At 60.6% G+C, this 24,127-nt stretch carries 21 protein-coding genes; 9 read left to right on the top strand and 12 right to left on the bottom strand.

Annotation, left to right across the window (positions count from 1 at the left end):
• Window positions 1-139: 139 nt before the first annotated feature.
• From C4J87_RS14960 to C4J87_RS14925, 8 genes are all read right to left on the bottom strand, one after another.
• Window positions 140-877 (bottom strand): secretin N-terminal domain-containing protein, encoded by a 738-nt coding sequence (locus C4J87_RS14960; protein ID WP_124367416.1) that lies wholly within the window; start codon window positions 875-877, stop codon window positions 140-142.
• Window positions 878-1,096: 219 nt separating this feature from the next.
• Complete coding sequence (locus C4J87_RS14955; RefSeq protein ID WP_124367415.1) at window positions 1,097-1,519, bottom strand: GNAT family N-acetyltransferase; 423 nt, start codon at window positions 1,517-1,519, stop codon at window positions 1,097-1,099.
• On the bottom strand, window positions 1,512-2,678 hold the full coding sequence (locus C4J87_RS14950; RefSeq protein WP_124367414.1) for a cupin domain-containing protein: 1,167 nt from the start codon (window positions 2,676-2,678) through the stop codon (window positions 1,512-1,514). Before C4J87_RS14950 ends, C4J87_RS14955 begins: the two co-directional genes overlap by 8 nt.
• An 84-nt stretch (window positions 2,679-2,762) precedes the next feature.
• Window positions 2,763-4,133, bottom strand: a complete 1,371-nt coding sequence (gene purB / locus C4J87_RS14945) for an adenylosuccinate lyase (RefSeq protein ID WP_124363294.1) — start codon at window positions 4,131-4,133, stop codon at window positions 2,763-2,765.
• 125 nt (window positions 4,134-4,258) lie between these two features.
• The gene (gene hflD / locus C4J87_RS14940; RefSeq protein ID WP_017137510.1) at window positions 4,259-4,882 is read right to left on the bottom strand and encodes a high frequency lysogenization protein HflD; all 624 of its coding nucleotides are present in this window, start codon (window positions 4,880-4,882) and stop codon (window positions 4,259-4,261) included.
• Window positions 4,879-6,003 carry a tRNA 2-thiouridine(34) synthase MnmA gene (mnmA, locus tag C4J87_RS14935; protein WP_124367413.1) on the bottom strand — a complete coding sequence of 375 codons (1,125 nt, stop codon included), beginning with the start codon at window positions 6,001-6,003 and terminating at the stop codon, window positions 4,879-4,881. Before mnmA ends, hflD begins: the two co-directional genes overlap by 4 nt.
• A gap of 59 nt (window positions 6,004-6,062) precedes the next feature.
• A complete protein-coding gene (locus tag C4J87_RS14930; RefSeq protein ID WP_124367412.1) occupies window positions 6,063-6,509 on the bottom strand; it encodes an NUDIX hydrolase in 447 nt (148 codons plus the stop codon).
• A 223-nt stretch (window positions 6,510-6,732) separates the two neighbouring features.
• Complete coding sequence (locus tag C4J87_RS14925) at window positions 6,733-8,958, bottom strand: NADP-dependent isocitrate dehydrogenase (RefSeq protein WP_124367411.1); 2,226 nt, start codon at window positions 8,956-8,958, stop codon at window positions 6,733-6,735.
• A gap of 494 nt (window positions 8,959-9,452) precedes the next feature.
• Between C4J87_RS14925 and icd the strand changes: the two genes are divergently transcribed.
• Entirely contained in the window at window positions 9,453-10,709 is a 1,257-nt protein-coding gene (gene icd / locus C4J87_RS14920) for an NADP-dependent isocitrate dehydrogenase (RefSeq protein WP_124367410.1), read from the top strand.
• 63 nt (window positions 10,710-10,772) lie between these two features.
• Here icd and C4J87_RS14915 read toward each other — a convergent pair whose 3' ends face one another.
• The gene (locus tag C4J87_RS14915) at window positions 10,773-11,042 is read right to left on the bottom strand and encodes a cold shock domain-containing protein (protein ID WP_124367409.1); all 270 of its coding nucleotides are present in this window, start codon (window positions 11,040-11,042) and stop codon (window positions 10,773-10,775) included.
• Window positions 11,043-11,266: 224 nt separating this feature from the next.
• Here C4J87_RS14915 and clpS point away from each other — a divergent pair, with 224 nt between their 5' ends.
• Both clpS and clpA read left to right on the top strand, forming a co-directional pair.
• Window positions 11,267-11,635, top strand: a complete 369-nt coding sequence (gene clpS, locus C4J87_RS14910) for an ATP-dependent Clp protease adapter ClpS (RefSeq protein WP_124363288.1) — start codon at window positions 11,267-11,269, stop codon at window positions 11,633-11,635.
• 29 nt (window positions 11,636-11,664) lie between these two features.
• Complete coding sequence (gene clpA / locus C4J87_RS14905) at window positions 11,665-13,935, top strand: ATP-dependent Clp protease ATP-binding subunit ClpA (protein ID WP_124367408.1); 2,271 nt, start codon at window positions 11,665-11,667, stop codon at window positions 13,933-13,935.
• A 242-nt stretch (window positions 13,936-14,177) separates the two neighbouring features.
• On the opposite strand, the gene infA is transcribed toward clpA, so the two are convergent.
• The 3 genes from infA to aat form a co-directional block, all read right to left on the bottom strand.
• On the bottom strand, window positions 14,178-14,396 hold the full coding sequence (gene infA, locus C4J87_RS14900; RefSeq protein ID WP_002553999.1) for a translation initiation factor IF-1: 219 nt from the start codon (window positions 14,394-14,396) through the stop codon (window positions 14,178-14,180).
• 100 nt (window positions 14,397-14,496) lie between these two features.
• Window positions 14,497-15,204, bottom strand: a complete 708-nt coding sequence (locus tag C4J87_RS14895; RefSeq protein WP_124367407.1) for an arginyltransferase — start codon at window positions 15,202-15,204, stop codon at window positions 14,497-14,499.
• Window positions 15,205-15,260: 56 nt separating this feature from the next.
• The gene (aat, locus tag C4J87_RS14890) at window positions 15,261-15,941 is read right to left on the bottom strand and encodes a leucyl/phenylalanyl-tRNA--protein transferase (RefSeq protein WP_124367406.1); all 681 of its coding nucleotides are present in this window, start codon (window positions 15,939-15,941) and stop codon (window positions 15,261-15,263) included.
• Between the two features lie 498 nt (window positions 15,942-16,439).
• On the opposite strand from aat, the gene C4J87_RS14885 reads away from it, so the two are divergent.
• Genes C4J87_RS14885 through cysG form a run of 6 tightly spaced genes read left to right on the top strand, consistent with a single transcriptional unit; the run spans window position 16,440 to window position 23,943 of the window.
• Window positions 16,440-18,848 carry a DNA translocase FtsK gene (locus tag C4J87_RS14885; RefSeq protein WP_124363284.1) on the top strand — a complete coding sequence of 803 codons (2,409 nt, stop codon included), beginning with the start codon at window positions 16,440-16,442 and terminating at the stop codon, window positions 18,846-18,848.
• Window positions 18,849-18,902: 54 nt separating this feature from the next.
• Window positions 18,903-19,526, top strand: coding sequence for an outer membrane lipoprotein chaperone LolA (gene lolA / locus C4J87_RS14880; RefSeq protein WP_124367405.1), 624 nt, complete (start codon window positions 18,903-18,905; stop codon window positions 19,524-19,526).
• Between the two features lie 28 nt (window positions 19,527-19,554).
• A complete protein-coding gene (locus C4J87_RS14875; RefSeq protein WP_124367404.1) occupies window positions 19,555-20,880 on the top strand; it encodes a replication-associated recombination protein A in 1,326 nt (441 codons plus the stop codon).
• On the top strand, window positions 20,877-21,251 hold the full coding sequence (gene crcB / locus C4J87_RS14870; RefSeq protein ID WP_124363281.1) for a fluoride efflux transporter CrcB: 375 nt from the start codon (window positions 20,877-20,879) through the stop codon (window positions 21,249-21,251). Before C4J87_RS14875 ends, crcB begins: the two co-directional genes overlap by 4 nt.
• A 16-nt stretch (window positions 21,252-21,267) precedes the next feature.
• Entirely contained in the window at window positions 21,268-22,548 is a 1,281-nt protein-coding gene (gene serS, locus C4J87_RS14865; RefSeq protein ID WP_124363280.1) for a serine--tRNA ligase, read from the top strand.
• Complete coding sequence (cysG, locus tag C4J87_RS14860; protein ID WP_124367403.1) at window positions 22,549-23,943, top strand: siroheme synthase CysG; 1,395 nt, start codon at window positions 22,549-22,551, stop codon at window positions 23,941-23,943. It abuts the gene before it with no gap.
• Window positions 23,944-24,127 lie beyond the last annotated feature (184 nt).

Genomic DNA, 24,127 nt, shown 5'->3' with positions numbered 1-24,127 from the left:
GGCCCTTGCCAGGGCCCCTGATAAGCGGGAGCGAGGCCATCATGCACAGCCTTTTTGAGGGCGTCAAATGTTTTGTAGTGCTTTTTTTCGAGCACTACATATTTGTTCCGGGACGACTCGGCGGTCAGTTTTTGGTGCTTCAGTTCAGCGTGTCGACCTTGACCCGCAAAGTCAGGTCATCGCGGCCCCGAGTAGAGTAGCTGCGGGTTGTAGAGGATTTGTCGGCTTGGGTTTCGCGGTTGACGCCGGCCAGGGAGATCCACTCGCCCAGGCGCCCGCTGACGCTTGTGTCGGTACTTTGCACGTTCACTACATCGGGACGTTCCTGGCTCATGCGGTCACGGTTGGTACTGATGGCGAGGTGAACGGTCTCGCCGGTGACGCTGGCGGTCACGTAGAAACCCTGGGTGACGTTGCGATACTGGGTCTGGTTCTGCAGGCGCCCGTAGCTGTCCTGCTGGGTCGTGGTCAGCGGTACGCTTTGACCGACCTGGATCAGCGCGGGTACGCCTTCGCTGGCCTGGATCTGCTGGATGCCCCCGTCGCGGCTGGTAGTGCCGTAGCTGATGATGCGGGTCTGGCTGTCGCCGCTGTTCTGCTGGTTGTTTTCGTTGGTGTCGACGGTGATCAGCAGGCGTTTGGCGGGGGTGTCGAGTTGAGAGAGCAGGGTGCGCAGGTCCTGGATTTTGCCGGGGGCGGCGTTAATGATCAGTTGATTGCCATAGGCACTCACGGTGCCGTCCTTGCCGATGAAGTTCTGCGCCACGGGCAGCAGGTCGGCGCTGGTGCGGTTGCTCAGGTTGACCACTTCGGTGTCGGCCATGGCTGATGCGCTGGCGGCCAGCAGGAGGGCGGTGAGCAGGGTGCGTAGGGACATGTCCGTTATCTCGGCGAGTCAAAGGCTGGATAGTGCCAGTTTGTCGGCCTGGCGGGTCGCAAGTTGAATACTAGACGGCAAAATGCCCTGGCAAGGCAGGGCATTCTGGGGTGTTGCTGGAATAGCCATCGGGGGCAAGCCCCCTCCCACATTTTGACCTGTGAACCCAATCAAGTGTGGGAGGGGGCTTGCCCCCGATGGCAGCGCTGCGGTCTCGGCTCAGCCCTCGCGCACCATATCAACATGCGGAATCCCGACCTCCAGGAACTCATCACTGACGATCCTGAAGCCCAGCCGCTCATAAAACGGTGCCGCGTACACCTGCGCACTGAGGAATTGCCGGGTCTGGCCACGCTTCTCGGCTTGGCCGATCACCGCTTCCATCAGCTTGTCGCCGACTTTAAGCCCGCGCCAGTCCTTGAGCACCGATACGCGTCCGATTTCGCCACTGGGCAGCAAGCGAGCGGTGCCAATCGGAAAGTCGCCTTCGAATGCCAGGAAATGCATTGCGCCGGCGTCGTCCGCGTCCCACTCCAGCTCCGGTGGGACCGATTGTTCAGCGATGAATACCGCTTCACGAATGCGCCGAATCTCGTCGATATCCTTTCGCCAGTCCGCGACACTTACGTGAATCTTATTCATCCGCAAACCCCAGGCTGCCTTGCTTGACCAGTTCGCACAGCAGGTCGCGACCGTCTTCGTCCGCCAGCCAAGCGCCCAGATTTTCGTTGTGCAGGGCGTCTGCCGAGCACACCAGTTTCAACAGTTCGCGCAGTTTGCCCGGCAGGTAACGGCTCTGGCCGCTGGCGAACAGCAGCACATCGTCGTCCACTTCCGACCAGGCCAGGCGCGCGCTCGGGTTGCGTACCAGGATCGCGCCGTCTTGCAGGCTGCTGATGAAATCGTCCTCGCCCAACTCTTCACCCGCCACCAGCTCCGGGTAGCGCGGTTCGGTCATGAACTGGCCGAACCAGGTCAGCAGCATGCGCTCGTCGCTCATGTGCTCGGCCAACAGGCTCTTGAGGCGGTCCAGGGCGTCGCTCTGGATCTGGTGCGGGTCGCTGACCGGTTGGACGTCGGCGTCGGTGTAGCGCTCTTCGTCGGTCAGGTACTGGCTGAGGAAGTCGGTGAAGTGGGTCAGCACTTCGGCGGCGCTTGGGGCGCGAAAGCCCACCGAATAAGTCATGCAGTCGTCTTCGGCGATGCCGAAGTGCGCCAGGCGCGGCGGCAGGTACAGCATGTCGCCCGGCTCGAGCACCCATTCGGCACTTTCTTCGAATTCGGCGAGGATGCGCAGGTCGGCGTGCTGCAGTAGCGCGCTTTCAGAGCTGCACATCTGGCCGATCTTCCAATTGCGCTTGCCCTGGGCTTGCAGCAGGAACACATCGTAGTTGTCGAAGTGCGGACCGACGCTGCCACCCGGCGCGGCGAAGCTGATCATCACATCGTCGATGCGCCAGCTCGGCAGGAAGCGGAAATGCTCGAGCAATTCGGCAACTTCCGGCACGAACTGGTCGACCGCCTGCACCAGCAGCGTCCACTCGCGCTCGGGCAGGGTGCTGAAAGCGTCTTCGGCGAACGGGCCGCGACGCAGTTCCCACGGACGCTCGCCGTGTTCGATCACCAGGCGCGATTCGACTTCCTCTTCCAGCGCCAGGCCGGCCAGTTCGTCGGCGTCGATCGGGCTTTCGAAATCAGGGATGGCCTGGCGGATCAACAGCGGTTTTTTCTGCCAGTAGTCGCGCAGGAATTCCCGTGCCGTGATGCCGCCCAGAAGTTGAAGAGGGATATCAGGATTCATGTGTAACCTATTGAAAAAAAGCACTTTTAAGACAGGAATAAAAACGCCCGGCGCGGCCGGGCGTCTCAAAGGGTCGCGCGATGGTCAGATGCGCTTGGCTTGCTCTACAGCGTTGCCGATGTAGTTGGCCGGGGTGAGCAGTTTCAGCTCGGCCTTGGCAGCGGCTGGCATGTCCAGGCCATCGATGAAAGTTTGCAGTGCGTCGGAGGTAATCCCCTTGCCGCGCGTCAACTCTTTGAGCTTCTCGTAGGGGTTTTCGATGTTATAGCGGCGCATTACGGTCTGGATCGGCTCGGCCAGCACTTCCCAGCAGGCGTCCAGGTCAGCGGCGATTTTCTGCTCGTTGAGTTCCAGCTTGCTGATGCCTTTGAGGCTGGCTTCGTACGCGATCACGCTGTGGGCAAAGCCCACGCCGAGGTTGCGCAGTACGGTGGAGTCGGTCAGGTCGCGCTGCCAGCGCGAGATCGGCAGCTTGCTGGCCAGGTGCTGGAACAGGGCGTTGGCGATACCCAGGTTGCCTTCGGAGTTTTCGAAGTCGATCGGGTTGACCTTGTGCGGCATGGTCGACGAACCGATTTCACCGGCAATGGTGCGCTGCTTGAAATAGCCCAGGGAGATGTAGCCCCAGATATCGCGATCGAAGTCGATCAGGATGGTGTTGAAGCGCGCGATTGCGTCGAACAGCTCGGCAATGTAGTCGTGGGGTTCGATTTGCGTGGTGTAGGGGTTGAAGCCCAGGCCCAGCTCGTCTTCGATGAAGGCGCGGGCGTTGGCTTCCCAGTCGATCTCGGGGTAGGCCGACAGGTGGGCGTTGTAGTTGCCCACGGCACCGTTGATCTTGCCAAGCAATGGCACGGCGGCGACTTGAGCGATCTGGCGCTCCAGGCGGTACACCACGTTGGCCAGTTCTTTGCCCAGGGTGGTCGGCGAGGCCGGCTGGCCGTGGGTGCGCGAGAGCATCGGCACGGCGGCGAAACGGATCGCCAGCTCGCGGATGGCCTCGGCGGTCTGGCGCATCAGCGGCAGCATCACCTCATCACGGCCTTCGCGCAGCATCAGGGCGTGGGACAGGTTGTTGATGTCCTCGCTGGTGCAGGCAAAGTGGATGAACTCGCTGACTTGGGCCAGTTCCGGCAGCTTGGCCGCCTGCTCCTTGAGCAGGTACTCAATGGCTTTGACGTCGTGGTTGGTGGTGCGCTCGATCTCTTTCACACGCTCGGCGTGCTCCAGGGAGAAGTTTTCCGCCAGGGTGTTCAAGACAGCGTTGGCTTCGGCGGAAAACGCCGGCACTTCGCTGATGGCAGGGTGAGCGGCCAGGCGCTGGAGCCAGCGCACTTCAACCAGGACACGGGCACGGATCAGGCCGTACTCGCTGAAAATAGGGCGCAGGGCCTGGGTCTTGCCGGCGTAGCGGCCGTCAACAGGGGAAACCGCAGTGAGCGAAGAAAGCTGCATGGGGTGTTCTCGGACAGTCGGGCAACGAAATGGGGCGCGTATCATACATGAAAATATTCGCCGGTCCGTCGCCAACTGACCGGCGTATTACGCGTAACAGCTTGAAAAAGGTCTGCTGGTGCGACTTATTCGTTGCGCATCAACGGGTAAAGCTCTTTGAGCAATTTGCGCCGGCTGATTACCAGTTGCCAGCGATGGCCACCCAACTGGCGCCACAACCGCGCCGAACGAATACCCGCCAGGAGCAGGGCGCGGATTTTCGAGGCGTTGTTCGGTTGCTGCAGGTTGCGCATGTCGCCGTGCACCTGAATGCGCTGGCGCAGGGTGCTCAGAGTGTCCTGGTACAGCGCGCCACAGGCGGCGATCACGTTCTCGTGGGCCGGGCCGAAGTGCTCCACCTGGGACTGGATCTGCGGCAGGCGCTTGCCAATGGTTTCCAGCAGGTCGTCGCGCTTGGCCAGTTGACGCTCCAGGCCGAGCATCGACAGGGCGTAGCGCAGGGGTTCGCGCTGCAGGGTGCTGGGGTCGCGTTCCAGGGCGCCGATCAGGGCGCGGTAACCTTCACGCAGCGCCAGGTCGTCGCCACCGTAGACTTCCAGGGTGTCCTTGGGGTCGCGGATCAGCAGGCTGCCGAGCATGCAGGTCAGGCCCGCCTCGGTGACCTGGCCGGTCTTGGCGATCTTGTCCACCAGCACCGCCGCAAGGAAAACCCCGCCCAGTGCGGTCAACTGCTCCTGGGTCGGGCTCATGCCGGGTTGCTCCAGGCTTGCGCAACTTCAATCACGCCGCCGCCCAGGCAGATGTCGCCGTCATAGAACACCACGGATTGGCCAGGGGTGACTGCGCGCTGCGGGTCATCGAAGGTGGCACGGTAGCCGGTAGCGGTTTTTTCCAGGGTGCAGGGCTGGTCGCTCTGGCGATAGCGCACTTTGGCGGTCAGGCGGCGCGGGGTGCTCAGGTCGATGGGGTTGACCCAATAGATTTCTGAAGCGAGCAGGGCGCCGGAGAACAGCAAGGGATGCTCATTGCCTTGGCCGACGATCAGCACATTGTTTTCCAGATCCTTGACCAGCACGTACCACGGCTCTTCGCCGGCATCTTTCAAGCCGCCGATGCCCAGGCCCTGGCGCTGACCAATGGTGTGGTACATCAGGCCGTGGTGACGGCCGATCACTTCACCGTCGGTGGTCTTGATCTCGCCCGGTTGTGCCGGCAGGTATTGCTTGAGGAAATCGCTGAAGCGGCGCTCGCCGATAAAGCAGATTCCGGTGGAATCCTTCTTCTTGGCGGTGGCCAGGCCGTGTTGTTCGGCGATCCTGCGCACTTCGGGCTTTTCCAGCTCGCCCACCGGGAACAGGGTCTTGGCGATCTGTTCACCGCCCACGGCGTGCAGGAAGTAGCTCTGGTCCTTGTTCGGGTCCAGGCCCTTGAGCAGTTCGGTGCGGCCATCGATATCGCGGCGGCGCACATAGTGGCCGGTGGCAATCAGGTCGGCGCCGAGCATCATCGCGTAGTCGAGGAACGCCTTGAACTTGATCTCGCGGTTGCACAGGATATCCGGGTTCGGCGTGCGCCCGGCCTTGTATTCGGCGAGGAAGTGCTCGAACACATTGTCCCAGTACTCGGCGGCGAAGTTGGCGGTGTGCAGCTTGATACCGATCTTGTCGCACACGGCCTGGGCGTCCGCGAGGTCGTCCATGGCGGTGCAGTATTCCGTTCCATCGTCTTCTTCCCAGTTCTTCATGAACAGGCCTTCCACCTCATAACCCTGCTCCATGAGCAGAACGGCGGAAACGGAAGAATCCACGCCGCCGGACATACCGACGATGACGCGCTTCTTTTGTGTGTCAGAAGGGGCTGGATCACGCATAGGGTTTCAACGGGTGTCTTGAAAAAGGACGCGATTCTAGCAGGCCTGGGCCCGCAAGGCTAAAGAGAAGGACGGATCAATTCCAGGCTGTGACGCTGGCCGCCAAGATAATCATCGATACAGCGGATGATCAGCTCGCTGCGCCAGTCGTCGCGCAGTTCCATCAGTTCGTCACGGGTCAGCCAGCGGGCGCGCAGGATGCCTTCGTCGAGTTGGTACTCCGGGTGGTGTTTCAGGGCCTTGGCGATGAAGCAGACCCGTTGATAGGTCACGCCATTGCTCGGGGCTGTGTACAGGTAGATGCCGACGATGCCGGTGGCTTCGACGTCCCAGCCGGTCTCCTCGAGGGTTTCACGCACCGCGGCTTCGGTCAGGGTTTCGTTCGGGTCGAGATGGCCGGCCGGCTGGTTGAGCACAGCGCGACCGCCCTTGAGTTCCTCGACCATCAGGAAACGGCCATTGTCTTCGACGATCGTGGCGACGGTGATGTGGGGGAGCCAGGTCATGGGATGCCTCTCGATTCTGAATGCAGCGCGGTCTTGGTGCAGGATTACAGTCAGTGTGGGAGGGGGCTTGCCCCCGATGGCGGAGTGTCAGGCTCAAATGTACTGGCTGACATACTGTCATCGGGGGCAAGCCCCCTCCCACATTTGGATTCGGTTTCGTCAGGTGAACGCTGGAAACAGAAACCCCGGCGCAGGGCCGGGGCTTCTTTGCATCCTTACAACCTTACTTCAACTTGGCAATCGCCGCATTCAGCGTGTTGCTTGGGCGCATGGCCTTGCTGGTCAGCTCCGGGTTCGGTGCGTAGTAGCCGCCGATATCCACTGGCTTGCCCTGTACGGCGTTGAGCTCGGCAACGATGGTTGCTTCGTTCGCGGCCAAGGTCTTGGCGAGTTCGCCGAACTGCGCTTGCAGTGCCGTGTCTTCGGTCTGGGCGGCCAGGGCCTGGGCCCAGTACAGTGCCAGGTAGAAGTGGCTGCCGCGGTTGTCGATGTTGCCGACTTTGCGCGATGGCGACTTGTTGTTGTCGAGGAACTGGCCGGTGGCCTGGTCCAGGGTCTTGGACAGGACCAGGGCTTTCGGGTTGTTGTACGTCACGCCCAGGTGCTCGAGGGACGCGGCCAGGGCCAGGAACTCGCCCAGGGAATCCCAGCGCAGGAAGTTTTCTTCCAGCAGCTGCTGCACGTGTTTCGGTGCCGAACCGCCGGCGCCGGTTTCGAACAGGCCGCCGCCGTTCATCAGCGGCACGATCGACAGCATCTTGGCGCTGGTGCCCAGCTCCATGATCGGGAACAGGTCGGTCAGATAGTCGCGCAGTACGTTACCGGTCACCGAGATGGTGTCCAGGCCCTTGCGGGTGCGTTCCAGGGTGAACTTCATCGCGTCGACCGGGGCCATGATGCGGATGTCCAGGCCTTCGGTGTTGTGGTCTTTCAGGTAGGCCTGAACTTTCTCGACCACCACGCCATCGTGAGCGCGCTGAGGGTCCAGCCAGAAGATGGCCGGGGTGTTGCTGGCGCGGGCACGGTTGACGGCGAGCTTGACCCAGTCCTGGATCGGCGCGTCTTTGGTCTGGCACATGCGGAAGATATCGCCGGCTTCGACGATCTGTTCCATCAGCAGGTTGCCCTTGCTGTCGGTGACGCGGACTACGCCGTCAGCCTTGATCTGGAAGGTCTTGTCGTGGGAGCCGTACTCTTCGGCTTTCTTCGCCATCAGGCCAACGTTTGGCACGCTGCCCATGGTGGTGGGATCGAAGGCGCCATTGGCCTTGCAGTCTTCGATGACCGCCTGGTAGATGGTGGCGTAGCAGCGATCCGGGATCACGGCCTTGGTGTCGTGCAGTTGGCCGTCGGTGCCCCACATTTTGCCGGAGTCACGGATCATGGCTGGCATCGAGGCGTCGACGATCACGTCGCTCGGCACGTGCAGGTTGGTGATGCCTTTGTCGGAGTTGACCATCGCCAGCGAAGGGCGAGCGGCATAGACCGCCTGGATGTCCGCTTCGATCTGCGCTTGTTGCTCGGCAGGCAGGGCCTTGATGCGCGCGTACAGGTCGCCGATACCGTTGTTCAGGTTGAAGCCGATCTGCTCCAGCACGGTCGCGTGCTTGGCCAGGGCGTCTTTATAGAATTCGGCAACGATCTGGCCGAACATGATCGGGTCGGAGACCTTCATCATGGTCGCTTTCAGGTGAACCGACAGCAGCACGCCTTGCTTCTTGGCGTCTTCGATCTCGGCGGCGATGAACGCGCGCAGGGCTTTCTTGCTCAGTACGGCGGTGTCGATGATCTCGCCAGCCTGTACCGAGGTCTTTTCTTTCAGGACGGTGGCGGTGCCGTCTTGAGCGATCAGCTCGATTTTGACAGCGTCAGCGGTTTCGATCTGTACGGCTTTTTCGCTGCCGTAGAAGTCGCCATTGCTCATGTGGGCAATGTGCGATTTGGAGTCGGCAGACCAGGCGCCCATCTTGTGGGGGTGCTTGCGTGCGTAGTTCTTGACCGACAGCGGTGCGCGGCGGTCGGAGTTGCCTTCGCGCAGGACCGGGTTCACGGCGCTGCCCTTGACCTTGTCGTAACGGGCACGGGTTTCTTTTTCCGCGTCGGTAGTTACGGTTTCCGGGTAGTCCGGCAGGGCGTAGCCCTGGGCCTGCAGTTCCTTGATTGCGGCTTGCAGCTGCGGGGTCGAGGCGCTGATGTTAGGCAGCTTGATGATGTTGGCTTCAGGCGTAACGGCCAGGTCGCCCAGTTCGGCGAGGTGGTCCGGGATAGCCTTGTCGCCCAGTTGCTCGGGGAAGCTTGCGAGGATGCGCCCGGCGAGGGAAATATCGCGGGTTTCCACGGCAATATCAGCGGAAGCGGTGAAGGCCTCTACGATAGGCAGCAGTGAATAGGTGGCGAGGGCTGGGGCTTCGTCGGTGAAGGTGTAGATGATCTTCGAGCGGGTGGGCATATTCGGATTAACTCTCTTCTTTGCTGAAAGCGTGCGCAGAAACTCGAGATGCGCCGGGTGGAGCGCGTTCGTTCAAAGTCATCCATGAGCGAAATGTCGAGGTTTCTTCGCGGTGATGTTGGGTTGCATCAGTCGAGCGTCAAGCGTTTGGACTATTGTAATAGTCCTGCTTTCTGGCTGAAGGCTACTGTCTAGAGCGGTCAACCGTCGTGACTCTTTGGTCAGCGGCGGCATTATACATAGGTCGCTATGCTTACGCTGAGCCTTCATACAAAAGGTGGGTCGTCCATTGGTCTAAAGGTCGCAGGCAGCGCCTGTGCGGCTAAAGTCGCACGGGGTGCTCAAGATTGGCGATTTTGCCTTTGCTTTCAGGCTTGTAGGCGACAATTTATGCTGTTTTCGATGCAAATGAGCATGGCGCAAGGTTTCAGTCGCCATTTATCTGGAGTAGGCTCGAACGCAGCCAGATGTTCAATCCATAGATGGAGTTCAGCATGGGATACAAGAAGATTCAGGTTCCGGCAGTCGGCGACAAAATCACCGTCAATGCAGACCATTCTCTCAATGTTCCTGACCAACCGATCATCCCCTATATCGAAGGTGACGGTATTGGCGTCGACATCAGCCCGGTGATGATCAAGGTGGTCGACGCAGCTGTTGAAAAGGCCTACGGCGGCAAGCGCAAAATCTCGTGGATGGAGGTGTACGCCGGTGAGAAGGCCACCCAAGTCTACGACCAGGACACCTGGTTGCCTCAGGAAACCCTGGATGCGGTCAAGGATTACGTGGTGTCCATCAAGGGCCCGCTGACCACCCCGGTCGGCGGCGGCATCCGTTCGCTGAACGTAGCCCTGCGCCAGCAACTCGACCTCTATGTATGCCTGCGTCCGGTGCGCTGGTTTGAAGGCGTGCCCAGCCCGGTCAAGAAGCCGGGGGATGTGGACATGACCATCTTCCGTGAGAACTCCGAGGACATTTACGCCGGCATCGAGTGGAAGGCCGGTTCGCCTGAGGCGATCAAGGTGATCAAGTTCCTCAAGGAGGAGATGGGCGTTACCAAGATCCGCTTCGACCAGGATTGCGGCATTGGTATCAAGCCGGTATCGCTGGAAGGCACCAAGCGCCTGGCGCGCAAGGCCCTGCAATATGTGGTGGATAACGACCGCGACTCGCTGACCATTGTCCACAAAGGCAACATCATGAAGTTCACCGAAGGTGCCTTCAAGGAATGGGCCTACGAAGTGGCGGCCGAGGAGTTCGGCGCGACCCTGCTCGATGGCGGGCCGTGGATGCAGTTCAAGAACCCGAAGACCGGCAAGAACGTAGTGGTCAAGGATGCGATTGCCGATGCGATGCTCCAGCAAATCCTGCTGCGTCCGGCTGAATATGACGTGATTGCGACACTTAACCTGAACGGCGATTACTTGTCTGACGCCCTGGCGGCAGAAGTGGGCGGCATCGGTATCGCGCCGGGGGCCAACCTGTCCGATACCGTGGCCATGTTCGAAGCCACCCACGGCACGGCACCGAAGTACGCGGGCAAGGATCAGGTCAACCCGGGCTCATTGATTCTGTCGGCGGAAATGATGCTGCGGCATATGGGCTGGGTAGAGGCGGCTGATTTGATCATCAAGGGCACCAACGGTGCGATTTCGGCCAAGACCGTGACCTATGACTTTGAACGCCTGATGGAAGGGGCGACATTGGTGTCGTCGTCAGGCTTTGGTGAGGCGTTGATCAAGCATATGTAAGCAGGTGCATGAAAACCGGCCATCCGATGACTGGAGTGGCCGGTTTCTTTGCCCGACGGGGAATCAGGCAGTTTCTTTTTTTTCTGCTTGAGTGGCCAGTGCCACAGACGCTTCGGTTGCAGGGCTCATGGACGCAAAAACGCCCTCGGCTTGCTTTCCTTTCCGTCCTTCAACAATTTTTTCGAACTGTACTGACTGGCCCGCTTTCAGCGTTTTATACCCATCCATTTTTATCTGCGAGAAATGCACGAAAATATCTTCTTCGTAGCCTTCTACCCTAAGGAACCCGAATCCTTTGGCGTTGTTGAACCAGCTGACCTTACCACTAGTCATTCCCTTATCCCTCTGCACCAGACTCCATCACTGGAGTATCATCCCGTTTATCCGTCCTAACCCGAATAAATAAGGTTGACTGCGCGGACCTTTTTTACCCACTGTGGGCTCTATTGGTTGTAACACCGATTTGCCGATAGTCAAGGCGACCGAAGGGTCAGAGTTGAAATTCTGACAGCTCGCCCCCACCACTGTATTTGAACCACTGACGAACCTTTCTTTCCATGCATGCAAATAGCCAGATTCGACTAACATTCAATCAGGATCGCCCGGATCAGGAACATGACGACGACGGTTCTGCAGGCATTGCTGTTCAGGAGGCCAAGCCTGCTTTACAGGCGCCGCCGATGTACAAGGTGGTTTTGTTCAATGATGACTACACACCGATGGATTTCGTGGTCGAAGTGCTCGAGGTGTTTTTTAACCTGAACCGCGAGTTGGCGACCAAGGTAATGCTGGCCGTTCACACAGAAGGACGGGCAGTATGTGGAGTGTTTACCCGCGACATCGCCGAGACAAAGGCCATGCAGGTCAACCAGTACGCCAGGGACAGCCAGCATCCGCTACTCTGTGAAATCGAGAAGGACGGTTAACGCCGACCACTTGGGTATGAGGTGAAGCTATGTTAAACCGCGAGCTCGAAGTCACCCTCAATCTTGCCTTCAAGGAGGCTCGTTCGAAGCGTCATGAATTCATGACCGTCGAACACCTGCTGCTGGCACTTTTGGATAACGAAGCTGCCGCCACCGTTCTACGTGCGTGCGGCGCCAACCTCGACAAACTCAAGCATGACCTGCAGGAGTTTATCGACTCCACCACGCCACTGATTCCCGTGCATGACGAGGACCGTGAGACCCAGCCGACCCTGGGCTTCCAGCGGGTATTGCAGCGTGCCGTATTCCACGTACAGAGCTCCGGTAAGCGTGAAGTCACGGGCGCCAATGTGCTGGTGGCGATTTTCAGCGAACAGGAAAGCCAGGCCGTATTTCTGCTCAAGCAGCAGAGCGTTGCCCGTATTGATGTCGTTAACTACATCGCCCACGGTATCTCCAAGGTGCCGGGGCACGGCGATCATTCCGAGGGTGAGCAGGATATGCAGGACGACGAGGGCGGTGAGTCTTCCTCTTCAAGCAATCCGCTGGATGCCTATGCCAGCAATCTCAATGAGTTGGCGCGCCAGGGGCGGATCGATCCGCTGGTGGGGCGTGAGCTCGAGGTTGAACGTGTAGCGCAGATCCTCGCGCGCCGTCGCAAGAACAACCCGTTGCTGGTGGGTGAAGCGGGCGTGGGGAAAACCGCGATCGCCGAGGGCCTGGCCAAGCGTATCGTCGACAATCAGGTGCCGGACCTGCTGGCCAACAGCGTCGTCTACTCCCTGGACCTGGGCGCGTTGCTCGCCGGGACCAAGTACCGTGGCGATTTCGAGAAGCGCTTCAAGGCGCTGCTCGGCGAGCTGAAAAAACGCCCGCAGGCGATTCTGTTCATCGACGAAATCCACACCATCATTGGTGCCGGCGCCGCGTCGGGCGGGGTGATGGACGCGTCCAACCTGCTCAAGCCGCTGCTGTCGTCGGGTGATATCCGCTGCATTGGCTCGACCACGTTCCAGGAATTCCGCGGGATCTTCGAAAAAGACCGTGCCCTGGCGCGTCGTTTCCAGAAAGTCGACGTGTCCGAGCCTTCGGTTGAAGACACCATCGGCATCCTGCGCGGGCTCAAGGGCCGGTTTGAAGCGCATCATGGCATCGAGTACACCGATGAGGCCTTGCGTGCGGCGGCTGAGCTGGCGTCGCGCTACATCAATGACCGGCACATGCCGGACAAGGCGATCGATGTGATCGACGAGGCGGGGGCCTACCAGCGCCTGCAGCCGGTCGAGAAACGTGTGAAGCGCATCGACGTGCCTCAGGTCGAGGACATCGTGGCGAAGATCGCGCGTATTCCGCCTAAACACGTCAACAGCTCCGATAAAGAGCTGCTGCGTAACCTGGAACGTGACCTCAAGCTGACCGTGTTTGGCCAGGACGCGGCCATCGATGCGTTGTCCACCGCGATCAAGCTGTCGCGAGCGGGCCTCAAGTCGCCGGACAAGCCCGTGGGTTCGTTCCTGTTCGCCGGCCCCACCGGTGTCGGCAAAACCGAGGCGGCGCGCCAATTGGCCAAAGCCATGGGGATCGAGCTGGTGCGCTTCGACATGTCCGAATACATGGAGCGACACACCGTCTCGCGCCTGATCGGTGCGCCACCGGGTTATGTCGGCTTCGACCAGGGCGGCCTGTTGACCGAGGCGATCACCAAGCAGCCGCATTGCGTATTGCTGCTCGATGAAATCGAGAAGGCGCATCCGGAAGTCTTCAACCTGCTGTTGCAGGTGATGGACCACGGCACCCTGACCGACAACAACGGGCGCAAGGCGGATTTCCGCAACGTGATCGTGATCATGACCACCAACGCCGGCGCTGAAACCGCTGCGCGGGCGTCGATCGGCTTTACGCATCAGGATCACTCCTCCGATGCGATGGAAGTGATCAAGAAGAGCTTCACGCCGGAGTTCCGCAACCGCCTGGACACCATTATCCAATTTGGTCGCCTCAGCCATGAGGTCATCAAAAGCGTGGTGGACAAGTTCCTCACCGAGCTTCAGGCGCAGTTGGAAGACAAGCGCGTGCAACTGGATGTGACGGAGGCAGCGCGCAGCTGGATTGCGGAAGGCGGCTACGACGCGGCAATGGGCGCTCGCCCGATGGCGCGTCTGATCCAGGACAAGATCAAGCGGCCGTTGGCCGAAGAGATCCTGTTCGGCGAGCTTTCCGACCATGGTGGCGTGGTGCATATCGATCTGAAGGACGGCGAACTGACCTTCGACTTCGAAACCACCGCTGAAATGGCCTGACCGTTCCTGCAATAACACAAAGGCGCCGAAAGGCGCCTTTTTGCTGGAATGCCATTACCAAAACGATGTGTTTCCAATGTGGGAGGGGGCTTGCTCCCGATAGCGGTATATCAGTCACCCATCTACTGGCTGAACCACCGCTATCGGGGGCAAGCCCCCTCCCACATTTGGTCATTGATGGCCCAAAAAATCCCACGCACACAAAAACGCCCGGCAGAACCGGGCGTTTTGTATTGACTTGCTTAGCGAGCGCGGTAAGTGATGCGCCCTTTGCTCAAGTCATAGGGCGTCAGCTCGACGCGCACTTTGTCACCGGTAAGAATACGAATGTAGTTCTTGCGCATCTTGCCGGAGATATGCGCGGTTACGACGTGCCCATTTTCCAACTCCACACGAAACATGGTGTTGGGCAGGGTGTCGACGACAGTGCCTTCCATTTCGAAGCTGTCTTCTTTCGACATGCAGTAAAGCCCTCGGTATCCAGTGAATGGCCCGGTGCAACTGCGCCAGGCAAAAGCGGCGTGCATTGTGCCCGAAAAAGGGTGTTCAAGCCAAGGGGTTCTAGTTAAGCGTTACCCATCTTTGATTAATCAGCAGCTCAATAGGCCGATATTGGGTCTTGTAGTTCATCTTTTTGCAGTTCTTGATCCAGTATCCAAGGTACACCGCCTCCAGTTCCAGGCGCAGTGCTTCACCTATCTGCCAGAGAATGGCAAAGCGTCCCAGGCTCCGGCGCTCTTCGGCGGGCTCATAGAAGGTGTACACCGCCGACAGGCCGTTGGGCAGCAGGTCGGTGACCGCCACCGCCAGTAGCCGTCCGTCGAGGCGGAATTCGTAGAAGCGCGAAAAAGGCAGGTCACGCACCAGGAAGGTGGAAAACTGATCGCGGCTGGGCGGGAACATATCGCCGTCGGCGTGGCGCTGTTCGATGTAGCGCTGATAAAGATCGAAGTATTCTTCGCTGTACTGCGGTTTGACCGCATCTACCGTCAGGTCGGCGTTGCGCTTGAGAATGCGTTTCTGGTTGCGATCCGGCACAAATTGCGCCACCGGAATCCGCGCCGGTACGCAAGCGTTGCAATTTTGGCAGTGAGGCCGATACAGGTGATCGCCGCTGCGCCGAAAGCCCATCTCCGACAGGTCGGCGTACACATGCACGTCCATCGGTTGGCTGGGATCGAGGAACAGCGTAGTGGCCTGCTCGTCGGGCAGATAGCTGCAAGAGTGGGCTTGAGTGGCATAGAACTTCAAGCGCGCCAGCTCGGTCATGATCAACCCTCGGGATAAGCTTTGAAATAAGTGTAAGCCAGGTACGCGAATGGCGCCTAAGAAACCCACGGCCCAGAGCTGGGCACGTCCAGATGATTGCGCAGCCACTGCGCGAACTCACTGCGCGGTATGGCGCGTGCGCCCAGGCTGTGCAGGTGGTCGTTGGGCATCTGGCAGTCAATCAGCACAAAGCCCCAGGCCTGCAATTGCCGGGTCAGCGTGGCGAAGCCGAATTTGGAGGCGTTGTCGGCGCGGCTGAACATCGATTCACCAAAAAACAACTGGCCCATCGCCAGGCCGTAAAGGCCTCCGACCAGTTCCCCCTGGTCCCACACCTCCACCGAGTGGGCGTAACCACGCTGATGCAGCTCCAGGTAGGCGCTCTGGATGCCTTGCGTGATCCAGGTGCCATCGGCATAGGCGCGTGGCGCCGCACAGCCTTGAATAACCGCAGCGAAGTCCTGGTCGAAGGTCACGCGATAGCGCTGTTGGCGCAATAATTTGCCGAGGCTGCGCGAGACGTGCAGCTCGTCGGGGAATATCACTGTGCGTGGGTCCGGCGACCACCAGAGGATCGGTTGGCCTTCGGAGAACCAGGGGAAGCAACCGTGACGATAGGCCTGGATCAACCGTTCGGCTGAGAGGTCGCCGCCGGCGGCAAGCAGGCCGTTGGGTTCGCGCATGGCCTTGGCCAGTGGCGGGAATGTGAGGGTGTCGCGTTGTAACCAGGTCAGCATGGCATCCAGGCTTACGGAAGGGGAGGGGAGTGGCAGGTTATTGGGCCTGCCCCAAGCGGTGATTATTGTCGACACAGCGCCACGGGGCCAGCCCGAATAGGTTTTCGGCGCGGATTAGCTTGTAGGGGTGTTTCTGCAACTCTGTGCATAAGGCGCGGTCGTAATCGGGTCTGGCCAGTGCAGGCCATTTGCCAAGCTTGCCTGGTTTACTCAATACAGCGCATAAGTCTTTGTCAGCAAAGACAATGCATGCTCAAATTGAACAGGCTGCAACACCTGGAGGTTCCGCGCTGCCGGGTGACGGGCAAGTGCGTGGCATCGCGCACGCAAACCCGTACAATGCGGCGATCGTGGCGTTATCGCCATTTCGCCTATGGGTTTGGCAGTGTTAAAAGTAGATTCAGCAACATTCGTCATTTTTCAGCTGCTCGGGACAGGGCAGTCGTGTGCAGTCATTCAACAGATGGACGCGCTAAAAGGCGCAGGAAAAGACCCGTTTTGAAGAAATCCGCCGCAACACCCAAAGCAGCAGTCGTGCCGGCCTGGCGTCAGCACCTGCATTACCGACTCAAGGAAGGTGCGCTGATCGCTATCGGCGCGCTGTGCCTGTTCCTTATGATGGCCTTGCTCACCTATGGCAAGGACGATCCTGGCTGGAGCCATAACAGCAAAATCGACGACGTGCAGAATTTCGGTGGCCCCGTGGGTTCCTACAGCGCCGATATCCTGTTCATGATTCTCGGTTATTTCGCGTACATCTTCCCGCTGCTGCTGGCGATCAAGACTTGGCAGATCTTCCGCCAGCGGCATGAGCCGTGGCAGTGGAGCGGCTGGCTGTTCTCCTGGCGCCTGATCGGGCTGGTGTTCCTGGTGTTGTCCGGCGCCGCCCTGGCGCATATCCATTTCCACGCGCCCACCGGTTTGCCGGCGGGTGCGGGCGGGGCGCTAGGCGAAAGCCTGGGTGACCTGGCGCGCCGTACCCTGAATATCCAGGGCAGCACCCTGATGTTCATCGCGCTGTTTCTGTTCGGCCTTACGGTGTTCACCGACCTGTCTTGGTTCAAAGTGATGGATGTGACCGGCAAGATCACCCTCGATCTGTTCGAGTTGTTCCAGGGTGCCGCCAACCGCTGGTGGGCGGCGCGTGTCGAGCGCAAGCAAATGGTTGCGCAGCTGCGCGAAGTGGACACCCGCGTCAACGAAGTGGTGGCTCCCAGCACGCCGGACCGCCGCGAGCAGGCCAAGGTCAAGGAGCGCCTGATCGAGCGCGAGCAGGCCCTGAGCAAGCACATGTCGGACCGCGAGAAGCAGGTGCCGCCGGTGATCGCTCCCGCGCCGCCCAAGGCGCCCGAGCCAAGCCATCGCGTGCAGAAAGAGAAACAGGCTCCGCTGTTCATCGACAGCGCCGTCGAAGGCACCTTGCCGCCGATCTCGATTCTCGACCCGGCGGAAAAGAAACAGCTCAACTACTCGCCCGAATCCCTGGCGGCCGTTGGCCACCTGCTGGAAATCAAGCTCAAGGAATTCGGCGTCGAAGTGTCGGTAGACTCGATTCACCCAGGCCCGGTGATTACCCGTTACGAAATCCAGCCGGCTGCAGGCGTCAAGGTCAGCCGTATTTCCAACCTGGCCAAAGACCTGGCCCGTTCCCTGGCCGTGACCAGCGTGCGCGTGGTGGAAGTGATTCCCGGCAAAACCACCGTGGGCATCGAGATTCCCAACGAAGACCGCCAGATCGTGCGGTTCTCCGAGGTGCTGTCGACCCCGGAATATGACAATTTCAAATCGCCGGTCACCTTGGCCCTCGGCCATGACATCGGCGGCAAGCCGGTGATCACCGACCTGGCAAAAATGCCGCACCTGCTGGTGGCGGGTACCACCGGTTCCGGTAAGTCGGTGGGCGTGAACGCAATGATCCTGTCGATCCTGTTCAAATCCGGCCCGGACGACGCCAAGCTGATCATGATCGACCCGAAGATGTTGGAATTGTCGATCTACGAAGGCATTCCGCACCTGCTGTGCCCGGTGGTCACCGACATGAAGGACGCCGCCAACGCCCTGCGCTGGAGCGTCGCCGAGATGGAGCGTCGCTACAAGCTGATGGCGAAGATGGGCGTGCGTAACCTGTCTGGCTTCAATGCCAAGGTCAAGGAAGCCCAGGACGCCGGCACACCACTGACCGACCCGCTGTACAAGCGCGAGAACATTCACGACGAAGCGCCACTGCTGACCAAGTTGCCGACCATCGTGGTGGTGGTCGACGAATTCGCCGACATGATGATGATCGTCGGCAAGAAGGTCGAAGAACTGATCGCGCGTATTGCCCAGAAGGCCCGTGCGGCCGGGATCCACTTGATCCTCGCGACCCAGCGGCCGTCGGTGGATGTGATCACCGGCCTGATCAAGGCCAACATCCCCACGCGCATGGCGTTCCAGGTGTCGAGCAAGATCGACTCGCGGACCATCATCGACCAGGGCGGCGCCGAGCAACTGCTGGGCCACGGTGACATGCTCTACATGCCGCCCGGCACCAGCCTGCCGATTCGTGTGCACGGTGCCTTCGTGTCCGACGATGAAGTGCATCGCGTGGTGGAAGCCTGGAAACTGCGTGGCGCACCTGAATATAACGATGAGATCCTCGCCGGCGTTGAAGAGGCCGGTAGCGGCTTCGACGGCGGCAGCGGCGGTGGCGACGATGACGCCGAAACCGACGCGCTGTACGACGAGGCCGTGGCGTTCGTGCTGGAAAGCCGTCGCGCCTCGATTTCTGCGGTGCAACGCAAGCTGAAGATTGGCTACAACCGCGCAGCCCGCATGATCGAAGCCATGGAAAACGCTGGCGTCGTCACTGCAATGAACACCAACGGCTCGCGTGAAATCATCGCCCCCGGGCAGATGCGCGACTGATCCCGCGCCGCGTGGCAGCACGCGGCGCGCCCTGATTACTCAATGAGGATTCCCATGCGCATTATCCGCATGCTGTTGTTGCCGGTACTGGCCCTGACCGCCGTTTCGGCTCACGCTGACCCGGCTTCCGTGGCCAGCCTGAAGAACCTGCTGGACAAATCCCAGACCCTGACCGCGCGCTTTTCCCAGCTGACCCTGGACGCCGGTGGCACCCAGTTGCAGGAAACCGCGGGTGAAATGGCTGTGCAGCGTCCTGGCCTGTTCTACTGGCATACCGAAGGCAAGGCCGAACAGACCATCGTTTCCGACGGCCAGAAAGTCACGCTGTGGGACCCGGACCTGGAGCAGGCGACCATCAAGAAGCTCGACCCACGGCTGAACCAGACGCCAGCGCTGCTGCTGTCGGGCGATGTATCGAAGATCAATGACAGTTTCGATATTACCTCCAAGCAAACCAGCAACGTGATCGAATTCACCCTCAAGCCCAAATCCAAGGACACGCTGTTTGACAGCCTGCAACTGTCGTTCGGCAATGGCGTGATCAATAACATGCGCCTGGTCGACAGCGTCGGCCAGCGCACCGATATCCTGTTCTCCGGGGTCAAGGCCAACCAGCCGGTGCCCGCGTCCAAGTTCAAGTTCGACATCCCCAAGGGTGCCGACGTGATCCAGGAATAAACTCCCCCAGAGGTTTCAAACGCTGCCCATGGATCTGTTTCGAAGTGACCCGATTGCCCAGCCTCTGGCCGCGCGCCTGCGCTCGACCAACCTGGACGAGTACGTCGGTCAGGAACACCTGCTCGCTCGCGGCAAGCCCCTGCGTGAAGCCCTGGAGCAGGGTGCGCTGCACTCGATGATTTTCTGGGGGCCGCCGGGGGTGGGTAAAACCACCCTGGCGCGGCTGCTGGCCAAGGTCTCGGATGCGCACTTCGAAACGGTCTCCGCCGTGCTGGCCGGGGTCAAGGAAATCCGCCAGGCGGTGGAAATCGCCAAGCAGCAGGCCGGGCAGTACGGCAAGCGCACCATCCTGTTCGTCGACGAAGTGCATCGCTTCAACAAGTCGCAGCAGGATGCGTTCCTGCCGTACGTCGAAGACGGCACGCTGATCTTTATCGGCGCCACCACCGAAAACCCTTCGTTCGAACTGAATAACGCGCTGCTCTCGCGGGCGCGCGTCTACGTGCTCAAGAGCCTGGACGAAGCGGCAATGCAGAAGCTGTTGCAGCGCGCCTTGAGCGAAGACAAAGGGCTTGGCAAGCGCCAGCTGAGCGTCAGTGAAGAGGGCTTCAAGATCCTGCTCACCGCCGCCGATGGCGATGGCCGGCGGTTTCTCAACCTGCTGGAGAACGCCTCGGACCTTGCCGAAGATGGCGGCGAGATTGGCGTCGACCTGCTGCAAAGCCTGCTGGGCGACACACGCCGGCGTTTCGATAAGGGCGGCGAAGCGTTCTACGACCAGATATCGGCGCTGCACAAATCCGTCCGTGGCTCCAACCCGGACGGCGCGCTGTACTGGTTTGCGCGCATGATCGACGGCGGTTGCGACCCGTTGTACCTGGCGCGCCGCGTGGTGCGCATGGCCAGCGAAGACATCGGTAATGCCGACCCGCGCGCCCTGAGCCTGTGCCTGGCCGCCTGGGACGTGCAGGAGCGCCTCGGCAGCCCGGAAGGCGAGCTGGCGGTGGCCCAGGCCATTACTTACCTGGCGTGCGCGCCCAAGAGCAACGCGGTGTACATGGGCTTCAAGTCGGCGATGCGCGCGGCGGCCGAACACGGTTCCCTCGAAGTGCCGATGCACTTGCGCAACGCACCGACCAAATTGATGAAACAACTGGGTTACGGTGATGAGTACCGCTATGCCCATGATGAGCCGGACGCTTACGCGGCCGGTGAGGACTACTTTCCCGATGAGCTGGAACCGTTGCCGCTCTATCAGCCGGTGCCCCGTGGCCTGGAGCTGAAGATCGGTGAGAAGCTCAATCACCTGGCCGCACTCGATCGTTTAAGTCCCAGGCAGCGGAGAAAATCATGATTCCTTTAGTGGTCGCCGTCTCGGCGGGCGGTATCGCGGGTACACTGCTGCGCTTTGCGACGGGTAACTGGATCAACGCGAATTGGCCCAAGCACTTCTATACCGCGACGCTGGCCGTTAATATCGTGGGCTGCCTGTTGATCGGTGTTTTATACGGCCTGTTCCTGGTGCGTCCCGAAGTACCGATTGAGGTGCGCGCCGGACTGATGGTTGGCTTCCTTGGCGGCCTGACGACCTTTTCATCATTTTCACTGGATACCGTACGCCTGCTGGAAAGCGGGCAAGTGCTGCTGGCGATTGGCTATGCAGCTATCAGCGTATTCGGCGGGCTGCTCGCCACCTGGGCCGGCCTGTCCTTGACCAAACTTTGATAAACGAGAGACCGACATGCTCGATTCCAAACTGTTACGTAGCAACCTTCAGGACGTAGCGGACCGCCTGGCATCCCGTGGCTTTGCCTTGGATGTTGCGCGCATCGAAGCGCTGGAAGAACAGCGCAAGACCGTCCAGACCCGCACCGAAGCACTGCAGGCTGAGCGGAATGCGCGTTCCAAGTCCATCGGTCAGGCCAAGCAGCGCGGCGAAGACATCGCGCCGTTGATGGCGGACGTCGAGCGCATGGGTACCGAGCTGTCCGACGGCAAAGCCGAGCTGGACAAGATCCAGTCCGAGCTGGATTCGATCCTGCTGGGCATCCCCAACCTGCCCCACGAATCCGTGCCGATTGGCGCGGACGAAGACGGCAACGTTGAAGTGCGCCGCTGGGGCACGCCCAAAGCCTTCGATTTCGATATCAAGGACCACGTTGCCCTGGGCGAATTGACCGGCGGCCTGGATTTCGAAACCGCCGCGAAAATGTCCGGCGCGCGTTTCGCCCTGTTGCGTGGCCCGATTGCGCGCATGCATCGCGCCCTGGCGCAGTTCATGATCAACCTGCACACCGCCGAGCACGGTTACGAAGAGGCCTACACCCCGTACCTGGTGCAAGCGCCGGCGTTGATGGGCACCAGCCAGTTGCCGAAATTCGAGGAAGACCTGTTCAAGATCAGCCGCGACGGCGAAGCCGACCTGTACTTGATCCCGACCGCCGAAGTGTCGCTGACCAATATCGTCGCTGGCGAAATCCTCGATGCCAAGCAACTGCCGCTCAAGTTTGTCGCCCATAGCCCGTGCTTTCGCAGTGAAGCCGGCGCCTCGGGGCGCGACACCCGTGGCATGATCCGCCAGCACCAGTTCGACAAGGTCGAGATGGTCCAGGTGGTCGAGCCGTCCAAATCCATGGAAGCGTTGGAAGGCCTGACGGCCAACGCCGAGCGCGTCCTGCAGTTGCTGGAGCTGCCGTATCGCGTGCTGGCGTTGTGCACCGGTGACATGGGTTTCAGCGCCGTGAAGACCTACGACCTCGAAGTGTGGGTGCCGAGCCAGGACAAGTACCGCGAGATTTCGTCGTGCTCCAACTGCGGCGATTTCCAGGCCCGACGCATGCAGGCGCGTTTCCGCAACCCGGAAACCGGCAAGCCGGAACTGGTGCACACCCTCAACGGTTCGGGCCTGGCGGTAGGCCGTACGCTGGTGGCAGTGCTGGAAAACTACCAGCAGGCCGACGGTTCTATTCGTGTGCCTGAGGTGCTCAAGCCCTACATGGCGGGCGTCGAGGTCATCGGCTAAATGGAATTTCTGCCGCTGTTTCATAACCTGCGCGGCAGTCGTGTGCTGGTCGTCGGCGGCGGGGAGATTGCCTTGCGCAAATCCCGGCTGCTGGCCGATGCCGGGGCGTTGCTGCGGGTGGTTGCTCCCCAGATCGAAGACCAGTTGCGTGAACTGGTGCTGGGCAGTGGCGGGGACCTGATGTTGCGCGGTTATCAGGAGACGGACCTCGACGGTTGCGTGCTGATCATCGCGGCCACCGACGACGAGCCACTGAACGCGCAAGTGTCCAGTGATGCCAAGCGGCGCTGTGTACCGGTCAATGTGGTGGATGCGCCGGCCCTGTGCAGCGTGATCTTCCCGGCGATCGTCGACCGTTCGCCATTGGTGATCGCGGTGTCCAGCGGCGGCGATGCGCCGGTACTGGCGCGCTTGATCCGGGCCAAGCTGGAAACCTGGATTCCGTCCACCTATGGCCAGTTGGCCGGGTTGGCGGCGCGTTTTCGTGCCCAGGTCAAAGGTTTGTACCCGGATGTGCAGCAGCGACGGGCGTTCTGGGAAGAAGTGTTCCAGGGCCCGATTGCCGACCGGCAACTGGCCGGGCAGGGCGATGAGGCTGAGCGCCTGTTGATCGAGAAGGTCAATGGCGCGCCGCCTTACGCGCCGGGTGAGGTGTACCTGGTGGGAGCAGGCCCGGGCGACCCGGACCTGCTGACCTTCCGCGCCTTGCGCCTGATGCAGCAAGCCGACGTGGTGTTGTATGACCGGTTGGTGGCACCGGCGATCCTGGAACTGTGCCGCCGGGATGCCGAGCGCGTGTACGTCGGCAAGCGTCGCGCCGACCATGCCGTGCCGCAGGACCAGATCAACCAGCAACTGGTGGACCTGGCCAAGCAAGGCAAGCGCGTGCTGCGCCTCAAGGGCGGCGATCCGTTCATTTTCGGGCGTGGCGGTGAAGAGATAGAGGAATTGGCGGCCCATGGCATCCCGTTCCAGGTGGTACCGGGGATCACGGCAGCCAGTGGTTGCGCGGCGTATGCGGGCATTCCGCTGACGCACCGTGACTACGCGCAGTCGGTGCGGTTTATCACCGGCCACTTGAAGAATGGCACCTCGGACCTGCCCTGGCAGGACCTGGTGGGACCGTCACAGACCCTGGTGTTCTACATGGGCTTGATTGGCTTGCCGATCATCTGCGAGCAATTGATCAAGCACGGGCGCGCGGCGGATACGCCGGCGGCGTTGATTCAGCAGGGCACCACCGCCAACCAGCGCGTATTCACCGGCACCCTGGCCGACTTGCCGCGCATGGTGGCGGAGCATGAAGTGCATGCGCCGACGCTGGTGATTGTGGGTGAGGTGGTGGTGTTGCGCGAGAAGCTTAAGTGGTTTGAGGGCGCCCAGGCCCAGGTCTGAGACCAATTGATCGTTCCCACGCTCTGCGTGGGAATGCCACCTTGGACGCTCCGCGTCACGCGGTACAGCTCAATGTGGACAAGTGACGCAGAGCGTCACGGGGTGCATTCCCACGCAGAGCGTGGGAACGATCAGTGTGGGAGGGGGCTTGCCCCCGAAGAGGCCATCAGCTTCAGCTCATCAT

The organism is Pseudomonas sp. R1-43-08 (assembly GCF_003852255.1).
GTDB lineage: Bacteria > Pseudomonadota > Gammaproteobacteria > Pseudomonadales > Pseudomonadaceae > Aquipseudomonas.
Note: the sequence above shows the minus strand (reverse complement) of the source record. Positions and strands in the feature narration are given on the sequence as shown.

What these genes read in the sequence shown, in the direction of transcription:
- C4J87_RS14955 (WP_124367415.1), bottom strand. Translation starts at nt 1,519, where the DNA reads ATGAATAAGATTCACGTAAGTGTCGCGGACTGGCGAAAGGATATCGAC.
- icd (WP_124367410.1), top strand. Translation starts at nt 9,453, where the DNA reads ATGGGATACAAGAAGATTCAGGTTCCGGCAGTCGGCGACAAAATCACC.
- C4J87_RS14875 (WP_124367404.1), top strand. Translation starts at nt 19,555, where the DNA reads ATGGATCTGTTTCGAAGTGACCCGATTGCCCAGCCTCTGGCCGCGCGC.
- mnmA (WP_124367413.1), bottom strand. Translation starts at nt 6,003, where the DNA reads ATGCGTGATCCAGCCCCTTCTGACACACAAAAGAAGCGCGTCATCGTC.
- C4J87_RS14925 (WP_124367411.1), bottom strand. Translation starts at nt 8,958, where the DNA reads ATGCCCACCCGCTCGAAGATCATCTACACCTTCACCGACGAAGCCCCA.
- C4J87_RS14895 (WP_124367407.1), bottom strand. Translation starts at nt 15,204, where the DNA reads ATGACCGAGCTGGCGCGCTTGAAGTTCTATGCCACTCAAGCCCACTCT.
- lolA (WP_124367405.1), top strand. Translation starts at nt 18,903, where the DNA reads ATGCGCATTATCCGCATGCTGTTGTTGCCGGTACTGGCCCTGACCGCC.
- purB (WP_124363294.1), bottom strand. Translation starts at nt 4,133, where the DNA reads ATGCAGCTTTCTTCGCTCACTGCGGTTTCCCCTGTTGACGGCCGCTAC.
- serS (WP_124363280.1), top strand. Translation starts at nt 21,268, where the DNA reads ATGCTCGATTCCAAACTGTTACGTAGCAACCTTCAGGACGTAGCGGAC.
- aat (WP_124367406.1), bottom strand. Translation starts at nt 15,941, where the DNA reads ATGCTGACCTGGTTACAACGCGACACCCTCACATTCCCGCCACTGGCC.
- hflD (WP_017137510.1), bottom strand. Translation starts at nt 4,882, where the DNA reads ATGAGCCCGACCCAGGAGCAGTTGACCGCACTGGGCGGGGTTTTCCTT.
- clpA (WP_124367408.1), top strand. Translation starts at nt 11,665, where the DNA reads ATGTTAAACCGCGAGCTCGAAGTCACCCTCAATCTTGCCTTCAAGGAG.
- C4J87_RS14930 (WP_124367412.1), bottom strand. Translation starts at nt 6,509, where the DNA reads ATGACCTGGCTCCCCCACATCACCGTCGCCACGATCGTCGAAGACAAT.
- crcB (WP_124363281.1), top strand. Translation starts at nt 20,877, where the DNA reads ATGATTCCTTTAGTGGTCGCCGTCTCGGCGGGCGGTATCGCGGGTACA.
- infA (WP_002553999.1), bottom strand. Translation starts at nt 14,396, where the DNA reads ATGTCGAAAGAAGACAGCTTCGAAATGGAAGGCACTGTCGTCGACACC.
- C4J87_RS14915 (WP_124367409.1), bottom strand. Translation starts at nt 11,042, where the DNA reads ATGACTAGTGGTAAGGTCAGCTGGTTCAACAACGCCAAAGGATTCGGG.
- C4J87_RS14950 (WP_124367414.1), bottom strand. Translation starts at nt 2,678, where the DNA reads ATGAATCCTGATATCCCTCTTCAACTTCTGGGCGGCATCACGGCACGG.
- clpS (WP_124363288.1), top strand. Translation starts at nt 11,267, where the DNA reads ATGCATGCAAATAGCCAGATTCGACTAACATTCAATCAGGATCGCCCG.
- cysG (WP_124367403.1), top strand. Translation starts at nt 22,549, where the DNA reads ATGGAATTTCTGCCGCTGTTTCATAACCTGCGCGGCAGTCGTGTGCTG.
- C4J87_RS14960 (WP_124367416.1), bottom strand. Translation starts at nt 877, where the DNA reads ATGTCCCTACGCACCCTGCTCACCGCCCTCCTGCTGGCCGCCAGCGCA.